20 protein-coding genes are annotated in these 21964 nt (G+C 65.0%); 3 read left to right on the top strand and 17 right to left on the bottom strand.

Translation table 11 applies throughout. The features are described 5' to 3' along the window. Window positions 1–75: 75 nt before the first annotated feature. From XH79_RS03560 to XH79_RS03510, 11 genes are all read right to left on the bottom strand, one after another. On the bottom strand, window positions 76–510 hold the full coding sequence (locus tag XH79_RS03560) for a hypothetical protein (protein WP_271580683.1): 435 nt from the start codon (window positions 508–510) through the stop codon (window positions 76–78). A 1962-nt stretch (window positions 511–2472) separates the two neighbouring features. Then, on the bottom strand, window positions 2473–4026 hold the full coding sequence (locus tag XH79_RS03555) for a hydantoinase/oxoprolinase family protein (protein ID WP_271580682.1): 1554 nt from the start codon (window positions 4024–4026) through the stop codon (window positions 2473–2475). A gap of 6 nt (window positions 4027–4032) precedes the next feature. Next, on the bottom strand, window positions 4033–5139 hold the full coding sequence (locus XH79_RS03550) for a DUF917 domain-containing protein (protein ID WP_271580681.1): 1107 nt from the start codon (window positions 5137–5139) through the stop codon (window positions 4033–4035). Further along, window positions 5136–5822 (bottom strand): AroM family protein, encoded by a 687-nt coding sequence (locus XH79_RS03545; protein WP_271580680.1) that lies wholly within the window; start codon window positions 5820–5822, stop codon window positions 5136–5138. Before XH79_RS03545 ends, XH79_RS03550 begins: the two co-directional genes overlap by 4 nt. Before the next feature lie 2 nt (window positions 5823–5824). After that, complete coding sequence (locus tag XH79_RS03540; protein WP_271580679.1) at window positions 5825–6901, bottom strand: ABC transporter ATP-binding protein; 1077 nt, start codon at window positions 6899–6901, stop codon at window positions 5825–5827. Beyond that, on the bottom strand, window positions 6898–7962 hold the full coding sequence (locus XH79_RS03535; RefSeq protein ID WP_271580678.1) for an extracellular solute-binding protein: 1065 nt from the start codon (window positions 7960–7962) through the stop codon (window positions 6898–6900). Before XH79_RS03535 ends, XH79_RS03540 begins: the two co-directional genes overlap by 4 nt. 28 nt (window positions 7963–7990) lie before the next feature. Beyond that, complete coding sequence (locus XH79_RS03530) at window positions 7991–8857, bottom strand: ABC transporter permease (RefSeq protein ID WP_271580677.1); 867 nt, start codon at window positions 8855–8857, stop codon at window positions 7991–7993. A gap of 8 nt (window positions 8858–8865) precedes the next feature. After that, window positions 8866–9741 (bottom strand): ABC transporter permease, encoded by an 876-nt coding sequence (locus tag XH79_RS03525; RefSeq protein ID WP_271580676.1) that lies wholly within the window; start codon window positions 9739–9741, stop codon window positions 8866–8868. Continuing rightward, entirely contained in the window at window positions 9738–10520 is a 783-nt protein-coding gene (locus tag XH79_RS03520) for an IclR family transcriptional regulator (RefSeq protein ID WP_271580675.1), read from the bottom strand. Before XH79_RS03520 ends, XH79_RS03525 begins: the two co-directional genes overlap by 4 nt. Window positions 10521–10700: 180 nt before the next feature. Then, the gene (locus XH79_RS03515) at window positions 10701–11327 is read right to left on the bottom strand and encodes an alpha/beta hydrolase (protein ID WP_271580674.1); all 627 of its coding nucleotides are present in this window, start codon (window positions 11325–11327) and stop codon (window positions 10701–10703) included. Further along, the gene (locus XH79_RS03510) at window positions 11324–12262 is read right to left on the bottom strand and encodes a ring-cleaving dioxygenase (protein ID WP_212344195.1); all 939 of its coding nucleotides are present in this window, start codon (window positions 12260–12262) and stop codon (window positions 11324–11326) included. Before XH79_RS03510 ends, XH79_RS03515 begins: the two co-directional genes overlap by 4 nt. Window positions 12263–12391: 129 nt before the next feature. On the opposite strand from XH79_RS03510, the gene XH79_RS03505 reads away from it, so the two are divergent. Further along, window positions 12392–13318 carry a LysR family transcriptional regulator gene (locus XH79_RS03505; RefSeq protein WP_212344198.1) on the top strand — a complete coding sequence of 309 codons (927 nt, stop codon included), beginning with the start codon at window positions 12392–12394 and terminating at the stop codon, window positions 13316–13318. Between the two features lie 532 nt (window positions 13319–13850). Then, window positions 13851–14327: a hypothetical protein gene (locus tag XH79_RS03500; RefSeq protein ID WP_212344200.1), complete on the top strand. Its 477-nt coding sequence runs from the start codon at window positions 13851–13853 to the stop codon at window positions 14325–14327. 230 nt (window positions 14328–14557) lie between these two features. On the opposite strand, the gene XH79_RS03495 is transcribed toward XH79_RS03500, so the two are convergent. The 6 genes from XH79_RS03495 to cobU all read right to left on the bottom strand — a co-directional run bounded on the left by XH79_RS03495 (window position 14558) and on the right by cobU (window position 20899). Continuing rightward, a complete protein-coding gene (locus XH79_RS03495; RefSeq protein ID WP_212344202.1) occupies window positions 14558–14728 on the bottom strand; it encodes a hypothetical protein in 171 nt (56 codons plus the stop codon). A 284-nt stretch (window positions 14729–15012) separates the two neighbouring features. Continuing rightward, entirely contained in the window at window positions 15013–17703 is a 2691-nt protein-coding gene (locus tag XH79_RS03490; protein WP_271580673.1) for a hybrid sensor histidine kinase/response regulator, read from the bottom strand. Then, on the bottom strand, window positions 17700–18743 hold the full coding sequence (locus tag XH79_RS03485; RefSeq protein WP_271580672.1) for an ABC transporter substrate-binding protein: 1044 nt from the start codon (window positions 18741–18743) through the stop codon (window positions 17700–17702). The genes XH79_RS03490 and XH79_RS03485 overlap by 4 nt, the downstream gene beginning before the upstream one ends. 236 nt (window positions 18744–18979) lie before the next feature. Continuing rightward, a complete protein-coding gene (bluB, locus tag XH79_RS03480) occupies window positions 18980–19612 on the bottom strand; it encodes a 5,6-dimethylbenzimidazole synthase (RefSeq protein ID WP_271580671.1) in 633 nt (210 codons plus the stop codon). Between the two features lie 4 nt (window positions 19613–19616). Beyond that, the gene (gene cobS / locus XH79_RS03475) at window positions 19617–20399 is read right to left on the bottom strand and encodes an adenosylcobinamide-GDP ribazoletransferase (protein WP_271580670.1); all 783 of its coding nucleotides are present in this window, start codon (window positions 20397–20399) and stop codon (window positions 19617–19619) included. After that, window positions 20396–20899: a bifunctional adenosylcobinamide kinase/adenosylcobinamide-phosphate guanylyltransferase gene (cobU, locus tag XH79_RS03470; protein ID WP_212344210.1), complete on the bottom strand. Its 504-nt coding sequence runs from the start codon at window positions 20897–20899 to the stop codon at window positions 20396–20398. Before cobU ends, cobS begins: the two co-directional genes overlap by 4 nt. A gap of 121 nt (window positions 20900–21020) precedes the next feature. Here cobU and cbiB point away from each other — a divergent pair, with 121 nt between their 5' ends. After that, entirely contained in the window at window positions 21021–21962 is a 942-nt protein-coding gene (gene cbiB, locus XH79_RS03465; RefSeq protein ID WP_271580669.1) for an adenosylcobinamide-phosphate synthase CbiB, read from the top strand. Window positions 21963–21964: the final 2 nt, after the last annotated feature.

Below are 21964 nucleotides of genomic sequence, written 5' to 3'. Positions count from 1 at the left end.
GCGCTTCAGGCTGTTTCTGCAATCGAATTTGTAGCCTTCAATCAGCTTTTGTCGCGGTTAACCGGTCCCGCGGGCTCAGGAGGCGCATGCGCGATACATCGCCTGCAGCGGGTTTCCGCGGAGGAATATGGTCCGGGGCGTCAAGCCGCCGCGACGGGCGATCCAGCGTCGCACCGGTGCGGGATACATGAGATACATCATACGCGTCGCGCCGGCGTTCGTGACAGCCCGTCCGCGAGGACCAATATCCCATGCGGCGTGGAACGCCAGCTCGGCCCGCGAAGTCACGCAAATCCTTTCGGCGGGCAGGGTCGCCAGGACAATCGTGCAAGCCGACGCGCAGAAACCGTCGATGATGACACGCTGGCCCGAAGCGCGCAGCCGTTCATACTTGTATACGTACTTCCCGATCGATCCGCCTCGATCGTCTGTGATCCGCACGGCGGCATCGCTCGAGCGCGATCCGGCGACCATGAGTGCTGCGATGACAAGCCTCATCCAGCGTTTCATGCCGAGCCCCTGCGCGTTGCCTGATCAATCCTCTTGAATCAGGCTCCGGTTGGCTTGATCCAGATCAACCAACTCGAAAACACGCCGACATCGGCGCGAGGTTGCCGAGCTTGCGGTTGACCGCGTGGAATGGCGCGCGGATGGCTTCCTGGTTGGTGCGACCGAACACGGCTGGCATCTCCTGTCAGAAGGAAGCGCGATCAACTTTTGGTCGCTCCGGCAACCTCCACGCCCGCGAGGCGATTTGTCAGAGACATTGTCCCAATTAGACCCGCGTCCTCGACTTGATGTCGTCGAACCCCAAAGTATCTAGATTGAAGTCGGGAGTGTTGATCAGCCGGGTTGCGGCTCCCGCGGGGAATAAGCAATGAAGGAAATGCAGGCCCAGCTAGAGCTGCTCCGCGCGCAAATCGCCGAATGCGAGCGGCTTCAGAAAACTGCCAAGAGCCAAGTCAAGCGCGACACATTCACGAGATTGCTCGCTCGCTACCGGGCGATCGCCGTGGAGTTGGAGCGAGCAATAGCAAGAATGCCACCGGCTAGCGGTACTTTCCTTGGACCGCAAAGCCGAGGAACCCCGTCCGCAAGAACAAGAAGAACGGTAAGGCCCACCTGAAGGCAGCCTCTTCGTGCTCTTCATCCAATGTGACCTGTTGGCCAGTTTTGCTCGAACGATTTGAAGTCGTAACGAATTCGAATCACGTCCGGAGAGTGAAAATTAGTTCTGCGCCATAATCGTAATGACTCCGTCGTAAAAAAAGAAAATAAGGTGCAAAAAACAAAAAATAGCTGGGAGGAGCAAATGGATACTGCGAGTCGCCTGCGCGCGATGGCATCGCTGTGCCGTCAGACAGCCGCGCATCATCCTGATCGAAGTTGGAAGCTGCTCGCCGAAGCTGAGTATTGGGAGCATTTGGCCAACGATACGCCGCCCGATGATTTCGAACTTTGCCAAGTTGGCTCACCGCCTCATGGTGAGCGCAGTCTCACGCAACCGGCCGCGGCCGTCGCAGGGGAAGTGCAAGACAGCATAGTTTGTTAGCTTCTATATGCCTAACTGGAAGCGTGCCGATTACCGCCGATTGCGGCACATTGGAATGGGAATGCCGGCCCCGGCTGTTACCCCATCCTGCGGCTGGGGCCGTTTTGAACTTTCAAACTCCAACGACAACCTTGTTGAGAGGCAGCCCTATAGCGCTATTTGGAATGGGCATCTCTTCTCAGCCTGATCGAGCGCTGTTCTGTGGCCGCAATACTGATGCCGCGGTCAGGGTTGTGCGGGAGATCAGCCGAGCCTAGAGGCGCTTCAGGAACTACCCGTGCGCTCAACGCCCTGCTGCCAGGGACGGCTACTTCTTCAACAGTATTCCGATGCTCCGCGCCATTCGTCGCACCGACCCGGCGTGACGGCCCAATTCGGCGGCTATCTTCGATGTGCCAACCCCCTGCCGGGCGAGCCTGATCAATCGGCGGACCTCCTGCTCGGCCCATTGCTTTGGCTTCGGTGCTTTCATGGCGGTGCTCGGCTGCACCAGTTAACCAGCAGGGTGATAGGCCGGCACTTGGGAAATTTACGGGTGGTGATTGCTCCCAATCGACATCCGACGCCTGGCAACCGCCACGAGGCACACGGCTGCGCGCAACGGCTATGCCGCTTGCTCGCGCGCCTCTCACCTGGATGTCGTCTGATGACCCATGGCTAAACTGCGTGGGTTGCTGCCGTTGAAGTCCCAGCCGCAGGTCGGCGCCGCCGCGCCAACGATCCAAACGCCGTTCGCGCCGGTTTTGCCTCCCAGAGGAGAAAGAGGATAATGCCCGGAATTCGGAATAATAGCATTATACCCCTGTGTTGCCCGACGTGTCAAAGGGGCCGTGGCTATCTGCGTAAGCCGTTGATTGTGTTATCGCCGGCTACTGTGCATGGGGTTGTTTTCGCATTTTTGTTTGTTGGGGATGAATAGGCTATGCCGCCGCCGGCAGATCCGGATCGGCGATCGCCCCTGCAACACGCACCCGCACACGCAGCGCATTGCCGGGCAGATACGCAATCGGCATGTCCTCGACGTCGACGGTCTTGAGGCTGTCGCGCGCCGCTCCCGCCTGGACGGCGCGGTCGGCGGCGATGTCGCGTGCGGCAGCGATAGCGTCCTCGCGGCTGAGATCGCGGAACACCTGATCGGCTTCGCCTGAGACCTGCGCGATCGCAGCGCCCACCGCGTTGGCGCAGTCGCCATGCGGTACGCGCACGATCTCGGAGATGCCGGGCAGGCGATCCGGCACCAGGAAGGCGCCGCCGCCGACCGCAAGCAGCGGCACGTCGCCGGCCTCGGTCTTCATGCGGTCGATGTCTTCCTCCAGCTTGCGCCAGGCATCGCGCAGCGCGGCCTCGATCAGCCGCTTCGGCAAGTTCGCGACGTGCGAACGGTCGCCGATGTCGATCAGGCCGGCCGCGACCGCAATGTCGGTGGCGGTGAGGCGCGAGCCGCCGAACACCAGCGCATCTGACGTCAGGCGATAGCCGACGCTGAGCGGGCCGACGCGGACCGGGTCCTCGTCGACATGGCTGCCGCCGCCGAGCCCGATCGAGAGCAGATCGGGCATCCGGAACAGCGTGCGCACGCCGCCAACCTCGACGACCGCATTGGCTTCGCGCGGAAAGCCGTGACGCAGCTGGCCGATGTCGCTGGTGGTGCCGCCGACGTCGACCACCATGGCGTCGTCGAGGCCCGAGAGATGCGCGGCGCCGCGCATGGAGTTGGTGGCGCCGGAGGCGAAGCTCATCACCGGGAAGGCGGTGGCGATCTCGGCCTGCATCACCGTGCCGTCGTTCTGGGTCAGGAACAGCGGCGCATCGATGCCGCTGTCGGCGATGGCCTTGCGGAAGGCGGCGACCGTGGTGACCGCGAGGTCGTGCAGCGAAGCGTTGAGCAGCGCCGCGTTCTCGCGCTCGAGCAGGCCGATGCGGCCGAGATCGTGCGACAGCGTCACCGCGACGTCGGGGCAGATCTCGGCGAGGATCTCGCGCGCCGTGGTCTCGCAGGAGGGATCGAGCGGGGAGAAGCTCGAGCAGACAGCGACCGAGCGCAGGCCGGCGTCCTTGATCTTTCGTGCGGCGTTCTTGAGGCCGGCGACATCCAGCGGCATGAACGGACGGCCGTCGTAATCGTGGCCGCCCTCCAGCATGAAGATCTCGCCGTTGACGAGGCTGGCGAGATCCGTCGGCCAGTCGCAGAACGGCGGCAGCGAGGCACTCGCGGGCATGCCGATGCGGATCGCGCCGATCTTCTGCACGTGGCGGCGCTGCACCACGGCGTTGATGAAATGCGTGGTGCCGATCACGACGGCGTCGACCTTCACCGCGGCGGCAGGCTCCGCGCGCAACGCCTTCAGCGCGTCCAGAATGCCCGAGGTCACATCCGCGGTGGTCGGTCGCTTGACCGAATGAACGACCTTCTCGTCGACGATCAAAACGGCGTCCGTGTTGGTGCCGCCGACATCGATGCCAATACGCTTCATGGGATCTTAAGCTCCGACTGCTGCGGGCGAGAAGAGGGAACGGAAATCGAGGTCGTAGCCGAAGGCGCGCGGGCCGACGAATTCGAGACCGCGCTGGCTCGTCAGCACCGGCGGCGCGGGCAGGGCCACGACGGTGACGCGCTGGCCATAGCGAATGGTCTCGGTGCCGATGCCATGGCCGTTGACGCTGTCGAGCACGCAGATCAGATCGGGCGAGGTCGCGATCGCCTCCTCATCACGCCAGGCCACGATCCATTCGTTCTGGAACGAGAGTTTTAGCTTTGTGCCGCGATCCGCGTCGCTGCCGTCCACCATCGCTGTGCCACGCAGGAATCCCTCGGTTGTCCGTCGCGCAACGTCAACAATCTTGCCGGTGAAGAGCTTCTTGCCGCCCTCGGTCGCGAGCAGCGCCGCGATCGGATCCTCGTGGCGGCGGTTCGCCTCCTGCACGGCGCGGCCGATGCGGATCGCCTTGGTGGTGGTGAAATGGATGCCCCAGTCCTTGACCTCGCGCCCCGTGCGCGGGGCCTTGCTGGTCGAGGCGATCGAGCCCATCTCGACGCAGATCTTGCGGCTCGCCCGCTCCATCCACTTCCAGGTAGGCACCTTGGTCACGACCGCCTCGATGCCGCGGGGATCGTAGAGCGTGCAAGGGTAGGGACGCAGGCCTCCGATCGCGACCGAGGTCATCTGCGCCTCAGGGAAGGCACGGCCCATGCAGTCGGCGTCGACGACGGGGATGCCGAGATGCGCGGCCGCCATCAGCGCCTGCACGCCGTTGCCGCCGCCGATCTCAACCGACATCACCGCGCGGAACTTGATGTTGTTGATCTCTTCCTGCATGCGCACGGCGCGCGCGATGTTGCGGCTGTCGGCGAGGCGCTCCTGTCCGACCAGCGGCGCGCCCATGTTGGAGACCACCGCGACCCAGTCCTCGTCGTCGAGGTCGAGCGGCGACATCAATTGTACGCGGTGGCCTTCGGCGTAGAGCCGGCGCAGATTGAGCAGGCCGAGATAGGGGCTGCCGCCGCCGCCGGTGCCGAGAATCCAGGCGCCGACCGCGAGCGCCTCGATCTCCTCGAGGCTGATCGTCTTCAATTCCACCTTGCTCACGATACCAGCTCCTCGACGATGCGGGCCGCGGCGGCGATGCCGAGGATCACGGGACCTGGATAGGCCTTGCGCACGCGCGCCTTGTTGGCGCTGGTGTAGCTGATGCAGTCCATCACCACGAGATCGGGCTCGAGGTCGGCCATCGTGCGCGCGGCTTCGTCGACGGCGGCCTCGCTGGAGCCGGGGCGCAGCGTGATGCCGACGACTTCGACGCCCTCGCGCTGCCATTTCTTGTCGATCAGCGCGGTCTGCTCGGGTAGCGGCGAGAACACGCCGAGCCGGCCCTTCGGCAGCACGGCCTCGACGAGATTATGCAGGACGGCCGACGGCAGGATGACGAGCCCGTCGGCGGCGAGGTTGGGGAATTTGCCGGTGCAGGCCATCAGCGTCACGCCGACGCCTTCATGCTTGAAGCGCGTGATCTGCTGGCTCGCGCGCCGCTCCACTTCCTTCTTGCTGATAGTGACGCCGTCGCCGTTCGGCAGCAGCGTGAACAGCGTGTCGTAACCGTCCATCGGCGGAATGGCGTCGATCTCGGCGCGGCTCATGCCGTCGAGCGCGCCGCGCAGCTCGATCTGGATGCCCGGCGACAGCACGGCTGCGATCTCGGCAGCGACGGTCGGGCGCGGACTCTGGCCGATCACGACCACTCCGATGCGCTGGTGCTTCAATGGCATGTTCATGTCTAGTCCTTCAACACGACGAGATCGGCCGGCGTCCATTCGAGTGTGACGCCGTTGCCGGGAACGAACAGGCGGCTCGTGCCTGCATTGGGCTGTTGCACGAGGATGCGATGGCCGCCCTCGAGCGTGATGCGGTAGAGCACGGCACCGCCGAGGAAGTTGGTGTTCTCGACGATACCATGTGCCGAGCTGCCGGCCGGGGGGGCGGCGTCAGCGCGCGGCATGAGGCGAATCTTTTCGGGGCGCAGCGCGACCGAGAGCACGCCGGTGCCCTGCGCTTCGGTGGGCGGCAGTGCCAGGATCAGGCCCTTGCCAACGTCGAGGCTCTGGCCCGCGGCAGTGCGCTCGCCGCGGAAGATGTTGGTGTCGCCGATGAAGTCGGCGACGAAGCGCGTCGTCGGCTGGTTGTAGATCTCCGTGGGCGTGCCGACCTGCTCGACGCGGCCGCCGTTCATCACGGCGATGCGGTCGGACATCGCCAGCGCCTCTTCCTGGTCGTGGGTGACGAAGACCAGGGTGAGGCCGAGCTTCTTCTGCAGCTGCTTGAGCTCGAACTGCATCTGCTGGCGCAGCTTCTTGTCGAGCGCCCCTAACGGCTCGTCGCAGAGCAGGACGCGCGGGGCGATCACGATGGCCCGCGCAAGCGCGACACGCTGCTGCTGGCCGCCGGAGAGCTGGGCGGGGCGGCGATCTTCCAGCCCGGACAGCTCGACCATGGCGAGGGCGGCTTTCACCCTGGCCGCAATGCTCGCCTTGTCGAGCCCGCGCATGCGGAGGCCAAAGGCGACGTTCTCGGCGACGGTGCGATGCGGGAACAGCGCGTAGTTCTGGAACACCATGCCCATGTCGCGCTTGTGCGCGGGTACATGGGTGATGTCGGCGCCGTCGACGCGGATCGCGCCCGCGCTCGGCGTCTCGAAGCCGGCGATCATGCGCAGCGTCGTGGTCTTGCCGCAGCCGGATGGGCCGAGCAGGGAGAAGAACTCCCCTTGCCTGATGTCCATCGCGACCGCGTCGACGGCGCGGACGCCGCCGTCATAGACCTTGCTGACGCCGGCGATCTCGATCGATGCGCTCATGCGCGGAAGATCCGGTTGACGCGCTGGTCGATCTCGTCCTTGCGCTCGTTGTACCACTTCCAGTCGACCTGGATCAGCTTGGAGACCTTCTCGGGCGTGGTCAGCAGCTTGGCGTCGTACTTGGCGTCGAGCTTCACCTTCTTGTTGGCCGGTGAGTACCACACGGTCTCGGCGAGGCGCTTCTGCACCTCGGGACGCAGCATGTAGTTCACATAGGCGTTGGCGAGCTCCTTCATCTTGCTGCCGGGCGTGATGGTCAGAACCTGCTCCAGCGACAGCACGCCTTCGCTCGGCGAGACGAAATCGGTCGGCTGGTTCTGGCCATCATAGCGGTAGATGCCGGAATCGTGGATGACGCAGAGGCCGACTTCGCCTGATAGCAGCATCTTCTCCATCGCGCCGGTGAAATCGACGATCTTGATCGGCTTCAGCTTCTCCAGCGCGGCATAAGCCGCGTCGAGATCGGTCTGGCCCTTGCCGAACAGCGTGCCGCACATCATCAGGAAGGCCTGGCCGAGGCTGTTGACCGGAATGACATAGCCGCCGCGGACGCCGTTGTACTTCGCGTCCCACAGCTCCTTCCAGGAGGTGACGCTGCCATAGCCCTTGTCGGTGCGAAGGCCAAGGCCAATGGCGCTCGTGAAGATCGAGACGCCGACGATCTTGTCGCTGACGGCGTAGGGATAGACGTCGGCGAGGTTCGGAACGAGCTTGGGATCGATCTTCGGCTCGACCAGTCCCATCTCGGCGGCGGCCCACTGCTCGTTGGAATTGGTGTGCAGCACGTCGTAGATCGGCGCGGAGCGCGAGCTCGCCTGGAGCTTTGGCAGATAGGGGAAAGCGGAGTCAGTCTGAAGCTTGCACTTGAACTCGCTCTCGAAGGCGGGGCCGATCTCGGCCTTCATGATCTCGCCCCACTTGCCGCCCCAGCCGGTGATGCGCAGCGTCGGGTCGTCGGCGCGCGCAACGTAAGGCGCGGCGATGGTGCCGATGCCGAGCGAGGCGCTCGCGGTCAGAAAGCGGCGGCGGCTGAGCCGTGACGATCCCAGAGCTTTCATCATGTGTCGATTCCTTCGTTGGAATGAGCGGTTACAATTTGACGTAGGAGCGCAGGCCGACCGTGCGGTCGAGCCCGATGACGACGACAAAGGCGAGCACGATCGAGACCACCGAGGCAGCGCCGATGGTGCCGTCCAGATCGAACTTCAGATAATTGAACAGCGTGACCGGCAGCGTCTCGTTGCCCGGCGAGACCAGGAACAGCGACACCGGGAACTGGTCGAAGGAGACGATGAAGGCGAAGATCGCGCCCGCGAGCACACCCGGCTTGATCAGCGGCAGCGTCACCTCGAAGAAGGTGCGTAACGGGCTGGCGCCGAGATTGCGCGCCGCCTCTTCCAGGCGCGTGTCGAAATTGTGCAGCACGGCGAGCGTGGTGCGCACCACGTAAGGCAGGGTCACCAGCGTGTGGCCGGCGACGAGGCCCCAGGTCGGCCGACCGACATCGAGCAGCACATAGGTCTGGAACAGCGCAAGGCCGGTGAGGATCGCCGGCAGCATCAAGGGCGAGAGCATGGTCGCCACGATCAGCCGCGTGCCCGGCAGATTGCCGCGTGCAAGCGCCAGCGCCGCGGAGGCGCCGAGCAAAGTCGCGGACAGGGTGGTGAGCACGGCGACTTCGAGGCTGAAGCCGAGCGCATGCATGAAATCGCGCGAGGCGAAGAATTTCTCGAACCAGCGCAGGGACACACCGACCGGCGGAAACTGGATGAACGGCGTCGGGTTCAGCGCGAACACGACCACGATCGCGATCGGCGCCAGCAGGAAGACCAGAATGGCGATGTTGAGGGCGAGATAGAGATAGCGGCCGTAAGGCCATGCGGCTGCGGCCGTACGAGCAGGCGTCGCCTTCCGGGCGGTTGCGAACGATGGGCTGTGGGAGGTGGAGGTGCTCATAGTCCGCCTCACTGCAATTCGCGCTGGCCGGAGACGAGGCCGAGCGCGCGGTTATAGGCGATGACGAGCATGAGCGAGATCATGAGCAGCACGATGCCGAGCGCAGCGGCGAAGCCGACGTTGAAGTTCGCCGAGATCTGCTGGTAGATCAGGATCGGCAGCGTCATGATCTGGAAGCCGCCGAGCAGGATCGGCGTGACATAGGCGCTGATCGCGAGCGCGAAGACCAGCAACGATCCGGCGAGGATGCCGGGCACGCTGAGCGGCAGCGTCACCTCGAGGAAGGCGCGCAAGGGGCTCGCGCCGAGATTTTCGGCGGCCTGCTCCAGCCGTTCGTCGATCCGGCCGATGACGCCGGTCAGCGTCAGCACCATGAAGGGCACGTAGATGTGGACGAGGCCAACCACGATGCCGGTCTCGGTGTACATCAGCTTCAAGGGTTGAGAGATCAGGCCGAGCGACATCAGGGTCTGGTTGACCACGCCCTTGTCGGAGAGCAGCGTCATCCACGCGAAGGTGCGCACCACGATGCCGGTCAGCATCGGCGCCAGCACGGCCATCAGCAGCAGCGCGTGCCCGGTACGGCTCTTGATCCGCGCCATCCAGTGCGCCAGCGGATAGCCGATCAGGAGCGCGACCAGCGTGGTGACGAGCCCGATCCGGATCGTGGTCCAGATCACCTCGAGGTAATAGGGATCGCCGACCATGCGGGCGTAGTGGCGGTTGGTGAAGGCGACCTTCGGCATCACCACGGGATTGCCGGTGAGCACGCTCATCAGCGCCATCAGCCCGATCGGCAGGAAGAAGAACAAGGCGAACAGCAGCGCGCTCGGCAGAATGAAGAGCGCAAGGCCGTTGGGGCGCGTGGTTGCGGCGTTGCTCATCGCGTCCCCGTCTGGATGCGGGCGGCGTCCTGATCGAGCGGATCGCCGGTCAGTCGTCGCAGTTTTGCGGCCATCGCCGCCAGCTCGCGGCGGACATTGGCGCGCTCGGCGGCGGTGGTCGCCTGCACCGAGTAGGACACCGCGATGCCGATCATCTCGCCGGTCTCGCCACTCTTGAGCGCAAAGCCTTGCGAGCCGACGCCCTCGATGGATTCATCGGCCGCCTCCGACACGCCGGTGCTGCGGATCTCGTTCAGGCGCAGCATCAGCTGCTTGAAATTCTGCGGCGAGTTGCGCGCCAGCTTTGGATAGGTCGCAGGCACCCGCGCGCGGATGTCTTCGTCGGAAAGGCGCGCCAGCATGGCGCGGCCATTGGAGGTCGCGAGCGCAGGCGTGCGCTGGCCAGGCGGATTGACGACGCGCAGGGGATTGGAGCCCGGCACGATGCGGAGCACGACCTGCTCAAAACCGTCGAGCACGGCGATGTAACCGGTGTGACCGGTGCGCGCGCAAACCTCGCGCAGCTCGCGCTCGGCCATGCTGATGAGATCGTCATGGGCGCGATGCAGTCGGCCGAGCTCGAAGGTGAGCAGGCCCGGCCGGTAGCGGCGGGTGTGCGGGTCCTGCTCGAGCAGGCCGCAATCGCGCAAGGAGCGCAGCAGCCGCGAGGTCGAGCTCTTCGGCTTGCCCGTCAGCGCCATCACGTCCGCGAACGACAGATCGGGCCGCGCGCTGGAAAAGCAGCGGAGGATCTCGATCGCGTTGGTGAGAGCGCTCATCAGGGTTGGTCCAAGGTAGTTCCATATTTCGGAACCTTGTCCCAAATTCTAAGCCTGACGCGGAAACGGGCAAGCGGAAAATTCCGGCAGGCTGGCGCCCGATTGCGCAGATGCGGCGGAAGGTCGCTTGCAGGGGGGCGAGGCGGCGCACCGCGACCAACGGTGCGCCGTTCGCAGATGTCAGGCCGCTTCGGCGGCGACGCTGCCGATCCAGTCGCGGGCGAGCGTCACGTCGGCCTGCGACAATTGATGGCCTGCCGGCAGGACCTTGTGCGTCACGCCGGCGCCTGCTTGCGACAGCAGCGCTGCCAGCCGCGCCGAGTTGCTCGCAGGCACGATCGGATCGGCCTGGCCGGACAGGAGCAGGACCGGCTTGTTGCCGAGCACCGCCTTGAGCGGATGCGACAGCGGCACCATGGCCCGCAGCAGGATCGCGCCTGCAAGCACGTCCGGCTTCAGCAGCAACAGCGCCGCCGCGATATTGGCGCCGTTGGAGAAGCCGACCGCGATCGGCGCGGCGATGCCGTAGCGTTGCCGCGCCTCCGTAACGAAGTCACCGAGCTCGTGCGCGCGGCGGCGGACGTCGTCTTCGTCGAACACGCCTTCGGCGAGGCGGCGGAAGAAGCGCGGCATGCCGTGCTCGAGCACGCGGCCACGCGGCGAGAGCAGCGCCGAGCCTGGCGAGATCATCTTGCCGAGCCCGAGCAGGTCGTTCTCATCGCCGCCGGTGCCGTGCAGCAGCAGGAGAGGGGGTGAGCCCGCGCTGGTCGCGGGCTCGAAACGGTGGATGAAGGTGCTCTCGGTCATGACACGCTTTCTTCGAGGCTCGGCAGCACGCTCTCGATCTGCTTGCGGTGCTGCTCGAGGAAGCTCGGCAGCTTCAGGTCACGTCCCAGCGTCGCGACGGGCTCGTCGACGGCGAAGCCGGGGATGTCGGTTGCGATCTCGAACAGCACGCCGCCGGGCTCGCGGAAATAGATCGAGCGGAAGTAGTTGCGGTCCCTCTGCTCGGTCGGGTGCAGGCCGTGATTGCTCACGAGCTTCTGCGCCATCTTGCCCTGCTCGGCATCATCGGCCGCGCGGAAGGCGATGTGATGCACCGAGCCGCCGCCCTGATGTCCGCGCAGAAAGCCCTTGGCCTCGTAGATGTCGACGACGCTGCCTTCGACATCGCCCGGCGCCTTGAAGCGGATCACCGAGCCCTCGCGGCCGGTCTCCTTGAAGCCGAACACGTCGGTGAGAATGCCGGCCGTCTTCGCCGCGCTGTCGAGGAGCAGCGTCACGCCATGGAAGCCGCGGATTGCGTGCTCGGCCGGCACGTCGCCATTGCTCCAGCCGGGCTCGTTCTCGGCGCCGGGGACGCCGACCAGCGCGAGCGCCATGCCGTCAGGATCGGTGAAGGGCAGCACGGATTCGCCAAAGCGCTTCTCCAGCGCCTCGTAAGCAATGCCCTTCTCGGTGAAGCGCTGGGTCCAGTAGCCGAGCGAGCGCTGCGGCACGCGGAAGGCGGTCTGATGGGTCTCGCCGACGCCACGGCGGCCCGAGGGCACGCCGGCCCAGGGGAAGAAGGTCAGGATGGTGCCCGGGCGGCCGGTCTCGTCGCCATAATAGAAGTGATAGGTGCCGGGATCGTCAAAATTGACCGTCTTCTTGACGAAGCGCAGGCCGAGATCGCGCGTGTAGAAGCCGAAATTGCGGATGGGGTCGCCGGCAATCGCGGTGACATGGTGCAGTCCAGACATTGTCGTCCTCCTGAAATCGGGGAGCGGTCTTGCTCTGGCTGGAAATATCGTTCCGCTTTGGATTGGAGACAATCCATGCAAATATGACGGCTATGTCTACGATTTGGAAACAATCGCGGGGGCCGGGCCTTGGATAAGGTCGCCAGCCTCCGGGCCTTCGTCAAAGTGGTCGAAAGCGGCAGCTTCGCCGAGGCCGGACGGCAGCTGCGGCTGTCGCGCTCAGCGATCAGCAAATACATCGCCGACCTCGAGGAGAGCCTTGGCGTCCAGCTGCTGAACCGGACCACGCGTCACGCCAGCCCCACCGAGAACGGCCAGCGCTATTTTGAGCGTGCGGTCGTCATCCTCTCCGAGATCGAGGCCGCGGACCAGGCGGTGACACAGGCCCAGTCGGCGCCGCGAGGTCTGCTGCGCGTCAACGCGCCGATGTCGTTCGGCACGATGCGGTTAGGTCCCGTGCTCGCCGATTTCATGGCGCGCTATGGCGAGCTGCAGCTCCAGATCGTGCTCAGCGACGATCTGCTCGATCCCGTGCAGGACGGCTTTGACGTGACCTTGCGGATCGCAGAACTGGAATCCTCCAGCCTGATCGCGCGCAGGATTGTGCCTGTCCCGCGCATGATCTGCGCCTCGCCGGATTATCTCGCGCGCCACGGCACGCCAAAACATCCGCAGGATCTGCGCGAGCACGCCTCGCTGACCTACGGCTTCCTGCTCACAGGCAATCAGTGGAAGCTCACCGGCAACGACGGCGATCACTGGATCCAGCCGGCCTGGTCGCTCTGCGTCAACAATGCCGAAGTGCTGCGCGATGTCGCGATCAAGGGCAGGGGGCTGGCGTTGCTGCCGGAGTTCATCGCTGCGGACGCGTTGAAGAAGGGCGAGCTGCGGACGGTGCTGGACGATTATTCGGCGCCGCCGCTCGCGCTCTATGCGGTCTATCCGCCGACGCGGCATTTGTCTGTGAAGGTGCGGCTATTCATCGATTTCCTGGTGGAGCGGTTTGGCCGCGAGGAGGAGGCCGGCGGGCGCAGACGTGCGGAGGCTGGGCCGTGAACCCATAAATCTCCCGGGCGACGGCTCGCTAGAGTCCGCTAACCCCGATGGCGCATCAATTTCCCTGTCACAGCGATTCTGTCGCGATGGGGCAAGAGGCGATTCCATGGGTGACCAGCGCAGGGACTTACGCCCGTGAAATGGTGTCGCGACATCGCTCTCCCATTTGTCAACGTTGGTGACACTAATCCCCCGGAATTGCTGTTCCGCGAACTATCGGATGGAGTTGGCCAACCAGCGAAGGCCATCCGGCGCCGTCGAAGCATTGGTCAGCTCGATTACATCGCTCGTATCGACACACTGAGGGTCCCGTGTAGCTGGACACCATTATACCGTAACGGAAACCTGAACTTTCTTCCGATCGCTTGGGACTCATACTTGCGTCCCGGCTTCGCGCCTTAGGACCAGAGAGCTTCAGCCGCTGCCGGGGCGCCGCCGAGGGCTCTCTTTCGTGCCGCAGCGAAAAGCGGCGGCATGATGTGTGGCTCGCCGGCACTTCTCGACTTGATTTCAACAAGCTCAGGAGGAGCCTATGCGGAAGTCTCTCACCTTTTTCCTTTCTGGCGTGGCATTGACCATCGCGGCGTCAACCGCCGTAGCCGGCGAGCGGGTGCTTGAGTTCAAGCTGATCACGAAGCCGATCGACCTCAAGGTGATAGAGGCCGCAAACGTCGAAGGACAGACGGTTGCGTCTGGTAAATTCTTTGGGGTCGCAGTCTTCAACGATGGCCGTATCGGAGTGAAGGAGTTCGTTAATAGTTCGGACTTGCTCAAAGGGTCGGGCCCCTTCTTCGGCTATAGCACTTACACGTTCGAGGAAGGCTCGATTACGGCGCGCTACACCGGTTCGGTCAAAGACGGCAAATCAATGGGCGAATACACGATCCTATCGGGCACAGGTGCTTATGCGAACGCCACGGGTACGGGAACAATCGAAAGCGCCCCGAACCCATTCAAGGGCGTCAACCTGCTTAACATAAAGCTTGTCGTTAAAACGTCCGGTTCTTGAGAGTGCAATGCTCAGAGGCCCCTGCACGAAGGAAGTTAATCCCTCGTGTGGCGTGTTAGCCCGGCCGGCACATTGCCGGCCGGGCGATCTGCTGAAGAAACGACCGGAATCGTGAGATCGATCTCCCTCTTGGCGCTAGGTGGCGGCGGCCGCATCGGCTTGGTGGCGGTCCATTCAGAGTTGCCGAGGTCCGTCGCGCGCAATTCGAGGCTACTGTTTGGGAGCTTGAATCATAGGCTGACGCGGTTGCTCCACTGGTCCTGATCGTAGGCCTGCAGGATGCGGACAAAATCGGCCATGCTGGATCGATCCCGGTTTTCGGGGACAGCCGCAACCTGGGTATCGGATGCGGGCTGGCTCCCATGCCAAAACCGCACGAGCAGATCGGTGATGTTTCTCATGACGTACTCTCTGCAGCCAACTGGGACAGTAGACATCAAGTACTGGAGCGGCATCGTGCCGTTCGATCAGGAGAAAGGCCGGCGGGCGCCTACGCCGCCGGACTTGTCCTGCAACTGCCGGCTCGTAGGGCCGGTTCCGTTGCTTTTCACTCTGCGTTCATAGGTAGCACGGAGCACTTGGCTGTCGCCATTGTGCGCGGGTATGGCGTGACCATACTGAGGTAGGGTCAGATGATGCATCGGGATAAGTCGACCAAGGGGCGGTTTATTCACGGGTTCAGCGGCTAGCTAGCCGAACGCGCCTCGGCCGGCGTGAGCAGATCGTCCAGCGCTTTCATCGACGCCTGCTGAAGCGCGGCAAGTTCGTCGGCCGCACTCTGGCATTCCGCCGGGGATATCGAGATTGCAGCCAATTCGACCTCACGGCAGCGCTCGAACAGGCGGACGAGCCCGAGCGCGCCGGCCGCGCTGCCGAGCTGGTGCGCGGATCGGGCGAGCTGCTTGTGGTCGCCGGTCGCCGCAGCCTTGGCGATATCGTCGATCAGCCGTTCGCTCGTTTGCTGCAGGAGCTGATGGAGTTTTGCGATCTGCGCCGCACCCAGCAATTCCTTCTGGTCATCGAGAAAATGCCGGTCGATCAGTGCGCCTGCGGCGAGTTGCGCGGCGGCCGGTTCGTCCGGGGTGTCTTCGATCGCCTCGCGCAGCGCATTGATCAGGATCGGCTTGCTGACGACCTTGGTGATGCCGGCGCCGGCGAGGCGTTCGCGGGCGTTGGTGGATACGTCGGCGGTCACGGCGATGATGCTAGGCATCTTCGGCAAACCGAGCTTGCCGATCAGCGAGGCTGCCTCCACGCCGTCCATGTCAGGCATGTGCAAATCCATCAGGATGATATCGAACGTCTGGTCGCGCGCGAGTGCGACGGCGGAGGCGCCGTTGCCGGCGAGGGTGGGGCGATGGCCGAGCCGGTTCAGAATGGCTTCGCCGACCTGGCGATTGACGGGATCGTCGTCGACCAGCAGCACGCGGAGCTGCCGCGACGGCGGCGGAAGCGCGCCTTGCGCGATGCCGCTCGCGGCGCGGTCGAGCGGTACCTCAAGCCTGAACGTGCTGCCGGCGCCCGGCGTGCTCTCCACCGTCAGCTCGCCCCGCATCAGGCGGGTGAGGCGCCGCGCGATCGCAAGGCCGAGGCCTGTGCCGCCGAACCGCCGTGCAATGCTGTCGTCGGCCTGGACGAAGTCCTCAAAAATCCGCTCATGCATGTCGGGCGCGATGCCGATGCCGGTATCGCGAACGGTGATGTGCAGCAGGACACGATTGTCGAGCCGTTCGGCGGTGCCCGTCAAAGCGATCCCGCCGCGCGGGGTGAACTTGATCGCGTTGCCGATCAGGTTGAGCAGGATGCGGTTGAGCCTGACGGGATCGCCGTGCACGGAGATATTGACCGTCGCATCGCTGGCGAGATCGAAGGTCAGTCCTTTATTGAAGGCCTGCGGGCGCATCAGATCGGCGGCTGCCTCGATCAGCTGGTCGAGGCGGAAGTCGCGCGTCTCCAGCGCCTCGGTGCTGGCCTCGAGGCGCGCATATTCCAGGATCGCATCGACCAGCGCGATCAGCGTTTCGCCCGATGCGGCGGCGGTGGCGAGGCGGCGCCGCTGCATCTCGCCGAGGCTGCCGTCGTCGAGCAGTTGCAGTACGCCCATGACGCCGTTCAGCGGCGTGCGCAGCTCGTGGCTGACGACGGCAAGAAAGCGCGATTTGGTCTCGTTGGCCTGCACGGCAATGCTGCGCGCGCGCTCGGCAGCGTCGTGCTCGGCCAGGGCCTGATCGCGCGCCTTCTCGAGCTCGGAGGTCCGCTCGATCACCTTGCCCTCGAGCGTTGCGTAGGAGTCGCGCAAGTGAGCGGCCATCCGGTTGAACTGGTCACCGAGCGCCTCCAGCTCGTCGCCGGTCCTGATCGCGAGCGACAGGCCGAGATCGCCGCTTCCGATCCGCCGCGCGCCCTGCGTCAGGATCTGGATCGGCACTGTCATGCGCCGACTGAGCCAGAGGGACACCAGAACCGCAATGGCGAGCAGGACGACCAGAAGAAAGGTGGAGCGTCCGATCGACGCGTAGATCGGGGCATAGGCTTCGGTGAGCGGAAGCTCGACGAACACCAGCCAGCCGAGCGACGGCACCGTCGCATAGGTCGACAGCACGCGTTGACCTGACAGGTCCTCCCTGACCAGGCCGCCCGAGGGCGGGCCTATGCCGTCGAGCGCGGCGCGCACGTCCGCGTGGCCGGTGAGATCGCTGCGACGAAGCGCCGGCCACAGATCCGGATGGGCGATCAAGACCCCCATGCGGTCGACCACGTAGGCCTTGCCGGTGTTGCCGACCCTGATCCCGGCGACGAGGTCCCAGATAAAACGCAGATTGACTTCGGCGACGACCACATTGGGCGCGCGGCCGCTCCCGCGGGTGGCGAGCGTCATGAACGGCTCGGTGTCGCCGAAGAAGTAGACCGGCCCGTAATAGGCGCGGCTTTCATTGGCGCCGCGGAAGGCCGGCGAGGTGGAGAGGTCGGCCTTGCTGCCGACCTTGTCCGCAACGCGGCGCGACACGCGCACCAGCTCGCGGCCCTGCGCATCGAGCTCGGCAATTTCCGCGATCGCGGGCGAGAGGCGCAGCAGGCGGATGGCGTTCAGGCGATCGTCCTCGTTGGTCGACAGTTCCGGCGGCAGGCGCGAGAGCCATCTGATCTGGTTTTCGATCTGGCCGATGAACTGGCCGATCTGGATGGCCGCGGATGCCGCCTGCTCGCGCTGGATCGCCGCGAGGAGCTGCTTCTGCTCGCGATAGGAGAACCAGACGTCGAAGCCGGTGTTGATGGCGAGCGCGGCAAAGGCGAGGGCGACGATCGAGTAGAGATATTTCCGGTACAGCCGGCCGGGAGGCGTTCGCAAATGTCCCTGGTCGACCTGCTCGTTCACTCGCGGATCTCGTCGGCGCGCGCGAGCAGCGTGAACGGGATCGTCAGTCCGAGCGATCGCGCGACGGTGCGGTTGATCAAAAGCTCGTATTTACGCGGCGATTGCACCGGCAGATCCCCGGCCTTGGTGCCGCGCAGGATCAGGTCGACATAGTCGGCCGAGCGGACCTCCAGCGTCGGCCCGTAGCTCATGAGCCCGCCCGCATCCATGAAGTAATGAAACGGATAGATCATCGGAACACGATATTTCGCCGTTGCCGCGACGATCGCCTGGCGGTTCACCACCAGGAAACTGTCGACGAGCGAGATCATCGCAGCCTTGGGCGGCTCGGAAAAGCGGCTTATCGCCCCGTCGATCTCCGCTGCCTTGCCGATGGGGGCGAGGACCACGTCAACCCCCGATGTCGCGGCCTCCTGCTCGAGGGACTCGAGAAAGAAGCGTCCGGCGCGAGGCGTGCTCGCAGGATTGAACAGGACGCCGACACGCGCCATGTCCGGCACGGCCTCCTTGATGAGCTGAAACCATTTTCCGCCCATCTCGGCGGTGCTGCTGGTGAAGCCCGTGACGTTGCCGCCGGGATGGGCGAGGCTCTCGACGAAGCCGTTGCCGACGGGATCGTTGGAGGTCGCGAAAACGATCGGGATCGTCTTGGTGGCCGCCAGCACGGCCGCGGTTTCACCTGTCGAGCCGGTCAGGATGACATCCGGCTTGAGATCGATGAGCTCCTGCACGGCGGTCTTCAACTTGTCCGGTCCGCCGAAGCTCGACCGGATCTCGAAACGGAAATTGACCCCTTCGACCCAGCCTCGTTGCCTCAGGCCCGCGATGAGCCCGCCGAGCCGCGTGGTCGCAGCTTCGGTCATGCTTCTTTTGGTCAGTTCGTCGTCGAGCGGCAATGCCGTGAGCGTCGCGACGAGCCGCATGCGATCCGGCGTTGCGCCGAGCACAAGCCATCCCGCGGCAGTTGCGCCTGCCAGGCGAAGGAGATCGCGGCGGGCGACCGCCGGCACAACGCGGGCAGGAGCGGGCCGCTCAGTCATGAAATGCTTCGCAAAAGTTGTCCCTGACGCTGTGCATATCCCGAAAGGCTAGCGACCACAATTGATGAAAAAGTGCGCTTATGAATGTTCATTCGCAGCCATGCGCAGCCCGATACCGTATTCCTACGAGCCGAGAGAGTCGCTGTTTCGATCGTTGCCTGATCGGTGACGCTCCGTAATGCCTTGTCTCTGGATTGCTTCGCTGCGCCCGCAATGACGGAGGATCGTGCGGCCTGCTAACGCCGCAGCGTAAATTCGCTCGCGCCGCGCCGGTGCTCCCACTTCGCCTGCTCGAGTTCGGGCTGGTCGCATTCGACCTCCGGATAACCGATGCAGAGATAGGCGATGAATTTCCAGGTGTCAGGCACGTCGAGAATGGCGTGGATGCGATCGGGATTCAGGATCGACACCCAGCCAAGGCCAATGCCTTCCGCGCGCGCGGCGAGCCACATCGCGGTGATCGCGGCGACGACGGAATATTCCGTCGTTTCCGGCATGGTGGCGCGGCCAAGGCCGTGGCCGATGTCGCTGGTCTTGTCCGCGAACACGGCGAGGTGGCCCGGCGCCTGTTCGAGGCCCGACAGTTTTAGCGTGGCATAGCGCGCCGCGCGGTCGCCCGAGTAGCAGTTGAGCGCATCGGCGTTGCAGGCCCTGAAGTCGTCGATGACGGCACGGCGCCGTGCCGCATCGTCGACGATGACGAAGCGCCAGGGCTGGCTGAGGCCGACCGACGGGGAAAGACACGCCGTCTCGATCAGGCGATCGACGGCGCCGTCCGGCAGCGGATCGCTGCGAAAGCGGCGCACGTCGCGGCGCCACACGAACAGCTCGTGCAGGTGCCGGCGGAAGGTGTCGTCGAACTCGACCATGAGGTCAGCGTCCCATCTGGAAGGCCGCGGCGACCAGCAGGATCAGGATTTCGCCGATCTGCTCGAACGCGCCGAGAATGTCGCCGGTCTGCCCGCCGATCTGGCGGATGGCGAGCCGCGCCAGCAGCAGGCCGGCGAGCGAGAGCAGGACCAGGCCGGCCAGCGCCTTGCCCGGCCCCAACGCCAGGGCAAGCACGAGCGTTCCAACCGCGAAGGCGATCGCGATGCTGCGGCCGGGCGGCACGCCAGCGCTGGCCGACAGTCCGTCAGGCCGCGCCGGCGGCACCAGCGACATGAAGGCCGGCACGCCCGCGCGTGCAGCGGCGTGCGCGGCGCATAGCGCGAACGTGACCGCCAGGGGATTGGCGATCGCTGCGAGCGCGCTCCAGCGCAGGCCGAACGACAGGATCAACGCGCAGACGCCGTAAGCGCCGATCCGGCTGTCGCGCATGATCTCGAGCTTGCGCTCGCGCGTGCGGCCGCCGCCGAGCCCATCGGCGGTGTCGGCAAGGCCGTCCTCGTGCAGCGCGCCGGTGATGAGGGTAGTCGTCGCCAGCGCGAGCAGGGCGGCGAGGCTCGGCGTCAGCCCGAGGCGGATGGCGACCTTGTAGATGAAAGCGCCGGCAAGGCCGACCAGAAGGCCAGCGATTGGAAGGGCCCAGGTCGCGCGCGCGACGGCGCCGTCGGCTGCGGGTTTCGACGATGCGACGGGGAGGATCGTGACGAACGATGCCGCCATCCTGAGATCGGCGACGATGTCCTTGAGAAGCTCCACGCGCGGCATCATTTCAGTTTCATCGGCAGGCCGGCAACCACGAACTCGACCTCGTCGGCGAACTCGGCAATCGTCTGGTTCATGATCCCGGCGGCGTCGCGATAGCTGCGCGCCAGTGCGTTGTCGGGCACGATGCCGAGGCCGACCTCGTTGGTGACGAGCACGACCGGGCTCTTGAGATTGAAGAGGGTCGCGGCAAGCGCGTTCACCTCGTGCTCCCAGTTGCGCCCGGCATGCATCAGGTTGGAGAGCCAGAGCGTCAGGCAATCCACTAGCCGTGCGCCGCCGCCGTCGCTTGCGACCAGCGCGGCCGCGAGATCGAGCGGCACTTCCCGCTCGATCCAGTCGGTTCCGCGCCGCGCGCGATGCCTGGCGATGCGCGCCTCCATTTCTCCATCCAGCGCCTCGGCCGTAGCGACATAGACGGGCTGTCCGGGAAAAGCGCGCGTGCGTGCTTCCGCGCGCTTGCTCTTGCCCGATCGCGCTCCGCCGGTAATCAAGATGACGGCCATGAAGGTCTCCTGTGGGCCTGACTAATCACCAAACGCGGCCAAAGACAAAGCCGAAATCAGGCGGGCAGGGGCTTGCGCTCGGCCCTCGCTTTGCGCAACAGGGGCGGGACAGGAGGCGGATTTGGGCTTTGCGGGCGCGATGGTGGTGGCGATGGCGGTGGATGCCCTTCTGGGCTGGCCGTCATGGCTGTTCGCGCGCATCGGCCACCCCGTGACCTGGCTGGGTAGCCTGATTGGCGCGATCGATACCGGCTGGAATCGCTCCTCCGATCAGCCGGTCCTTCGGCGCGCTGCGGGTGTTGCGGGAGCGCTTTTGGTGATTGCGCTCTCCGTCGCGCTCGGCTGGATGCTTCAGTCCTTGCTGGCTTCGGGCTGGATCCAGATCGCGCTGGTGGGCGTGCTCGCCTGGCCGCTGGTCGCGCTGCGCTCGCTCCATGATCACGTTGCCGCCGTCGCGAGGCCATTGCAGGCCGGCGATATCGCTGCCGCGCGCGAAGCGGTCTCGCGCATCGTCGGCCGCGATCCCGCGGCGCTCGATGAGGCCGGGATCGCGCGCGCGGCGATCGAGAGCCTTGCCGAGAACGCCTCCGACGGTATCGTGGCGCCGGTGTTCTGGGGCGCGCTGTTCGGCCTCCCCGGTATTCTCGGCTACAAGGCCATCAACACGCTGGATTCCATGATCGGCCATCGCAGCGAGCGTCACGAAGCTTTTGGCTGGGCCGCGGCGCGCATCGACGATGTCGCCAACTTCATTCCGGCGCGCCTGACAGGGTTTCTGTTCGTGCTGCTCGCGCCAAGGCGATCCGAAGCGTTGTCGTGCATGACGCGCGATGCGCGTCGCCACCGCTCGCCCAACGCCGGCTGGCCGGAAGCGGCCATGGCCGGTGGGTTAGGCGTCCGGCTCAGCGGTCCCCGCATCTATCATGGCAGCGTCACGAAGGAGCCCTGGCTCAACGAAGGCGCGCGCGATCCACTTGCTGCCGACATCGGCGAAGGGCTGAACGTCTACCGCCGCGCCATGCTGCTGCTTGCCGGCCTCCTTGCGATCCTGGCCTTCGCGTGAAA

It is taken from the genome of Bradyrhizobium sp. CCBAU 45389 (assembly GCF_028128625.1).
Classification (GTDB): Bacteria; Pseudomonadota; Alphaproteobacteria; order Rhizobiales; family Xanthobacteraceae; genus Bradyrhizobium; species Bradyrhizobium liaoningense_B.
This window is presented reverse-complemented; position numbering and strand designations above follow the sequence as displayed.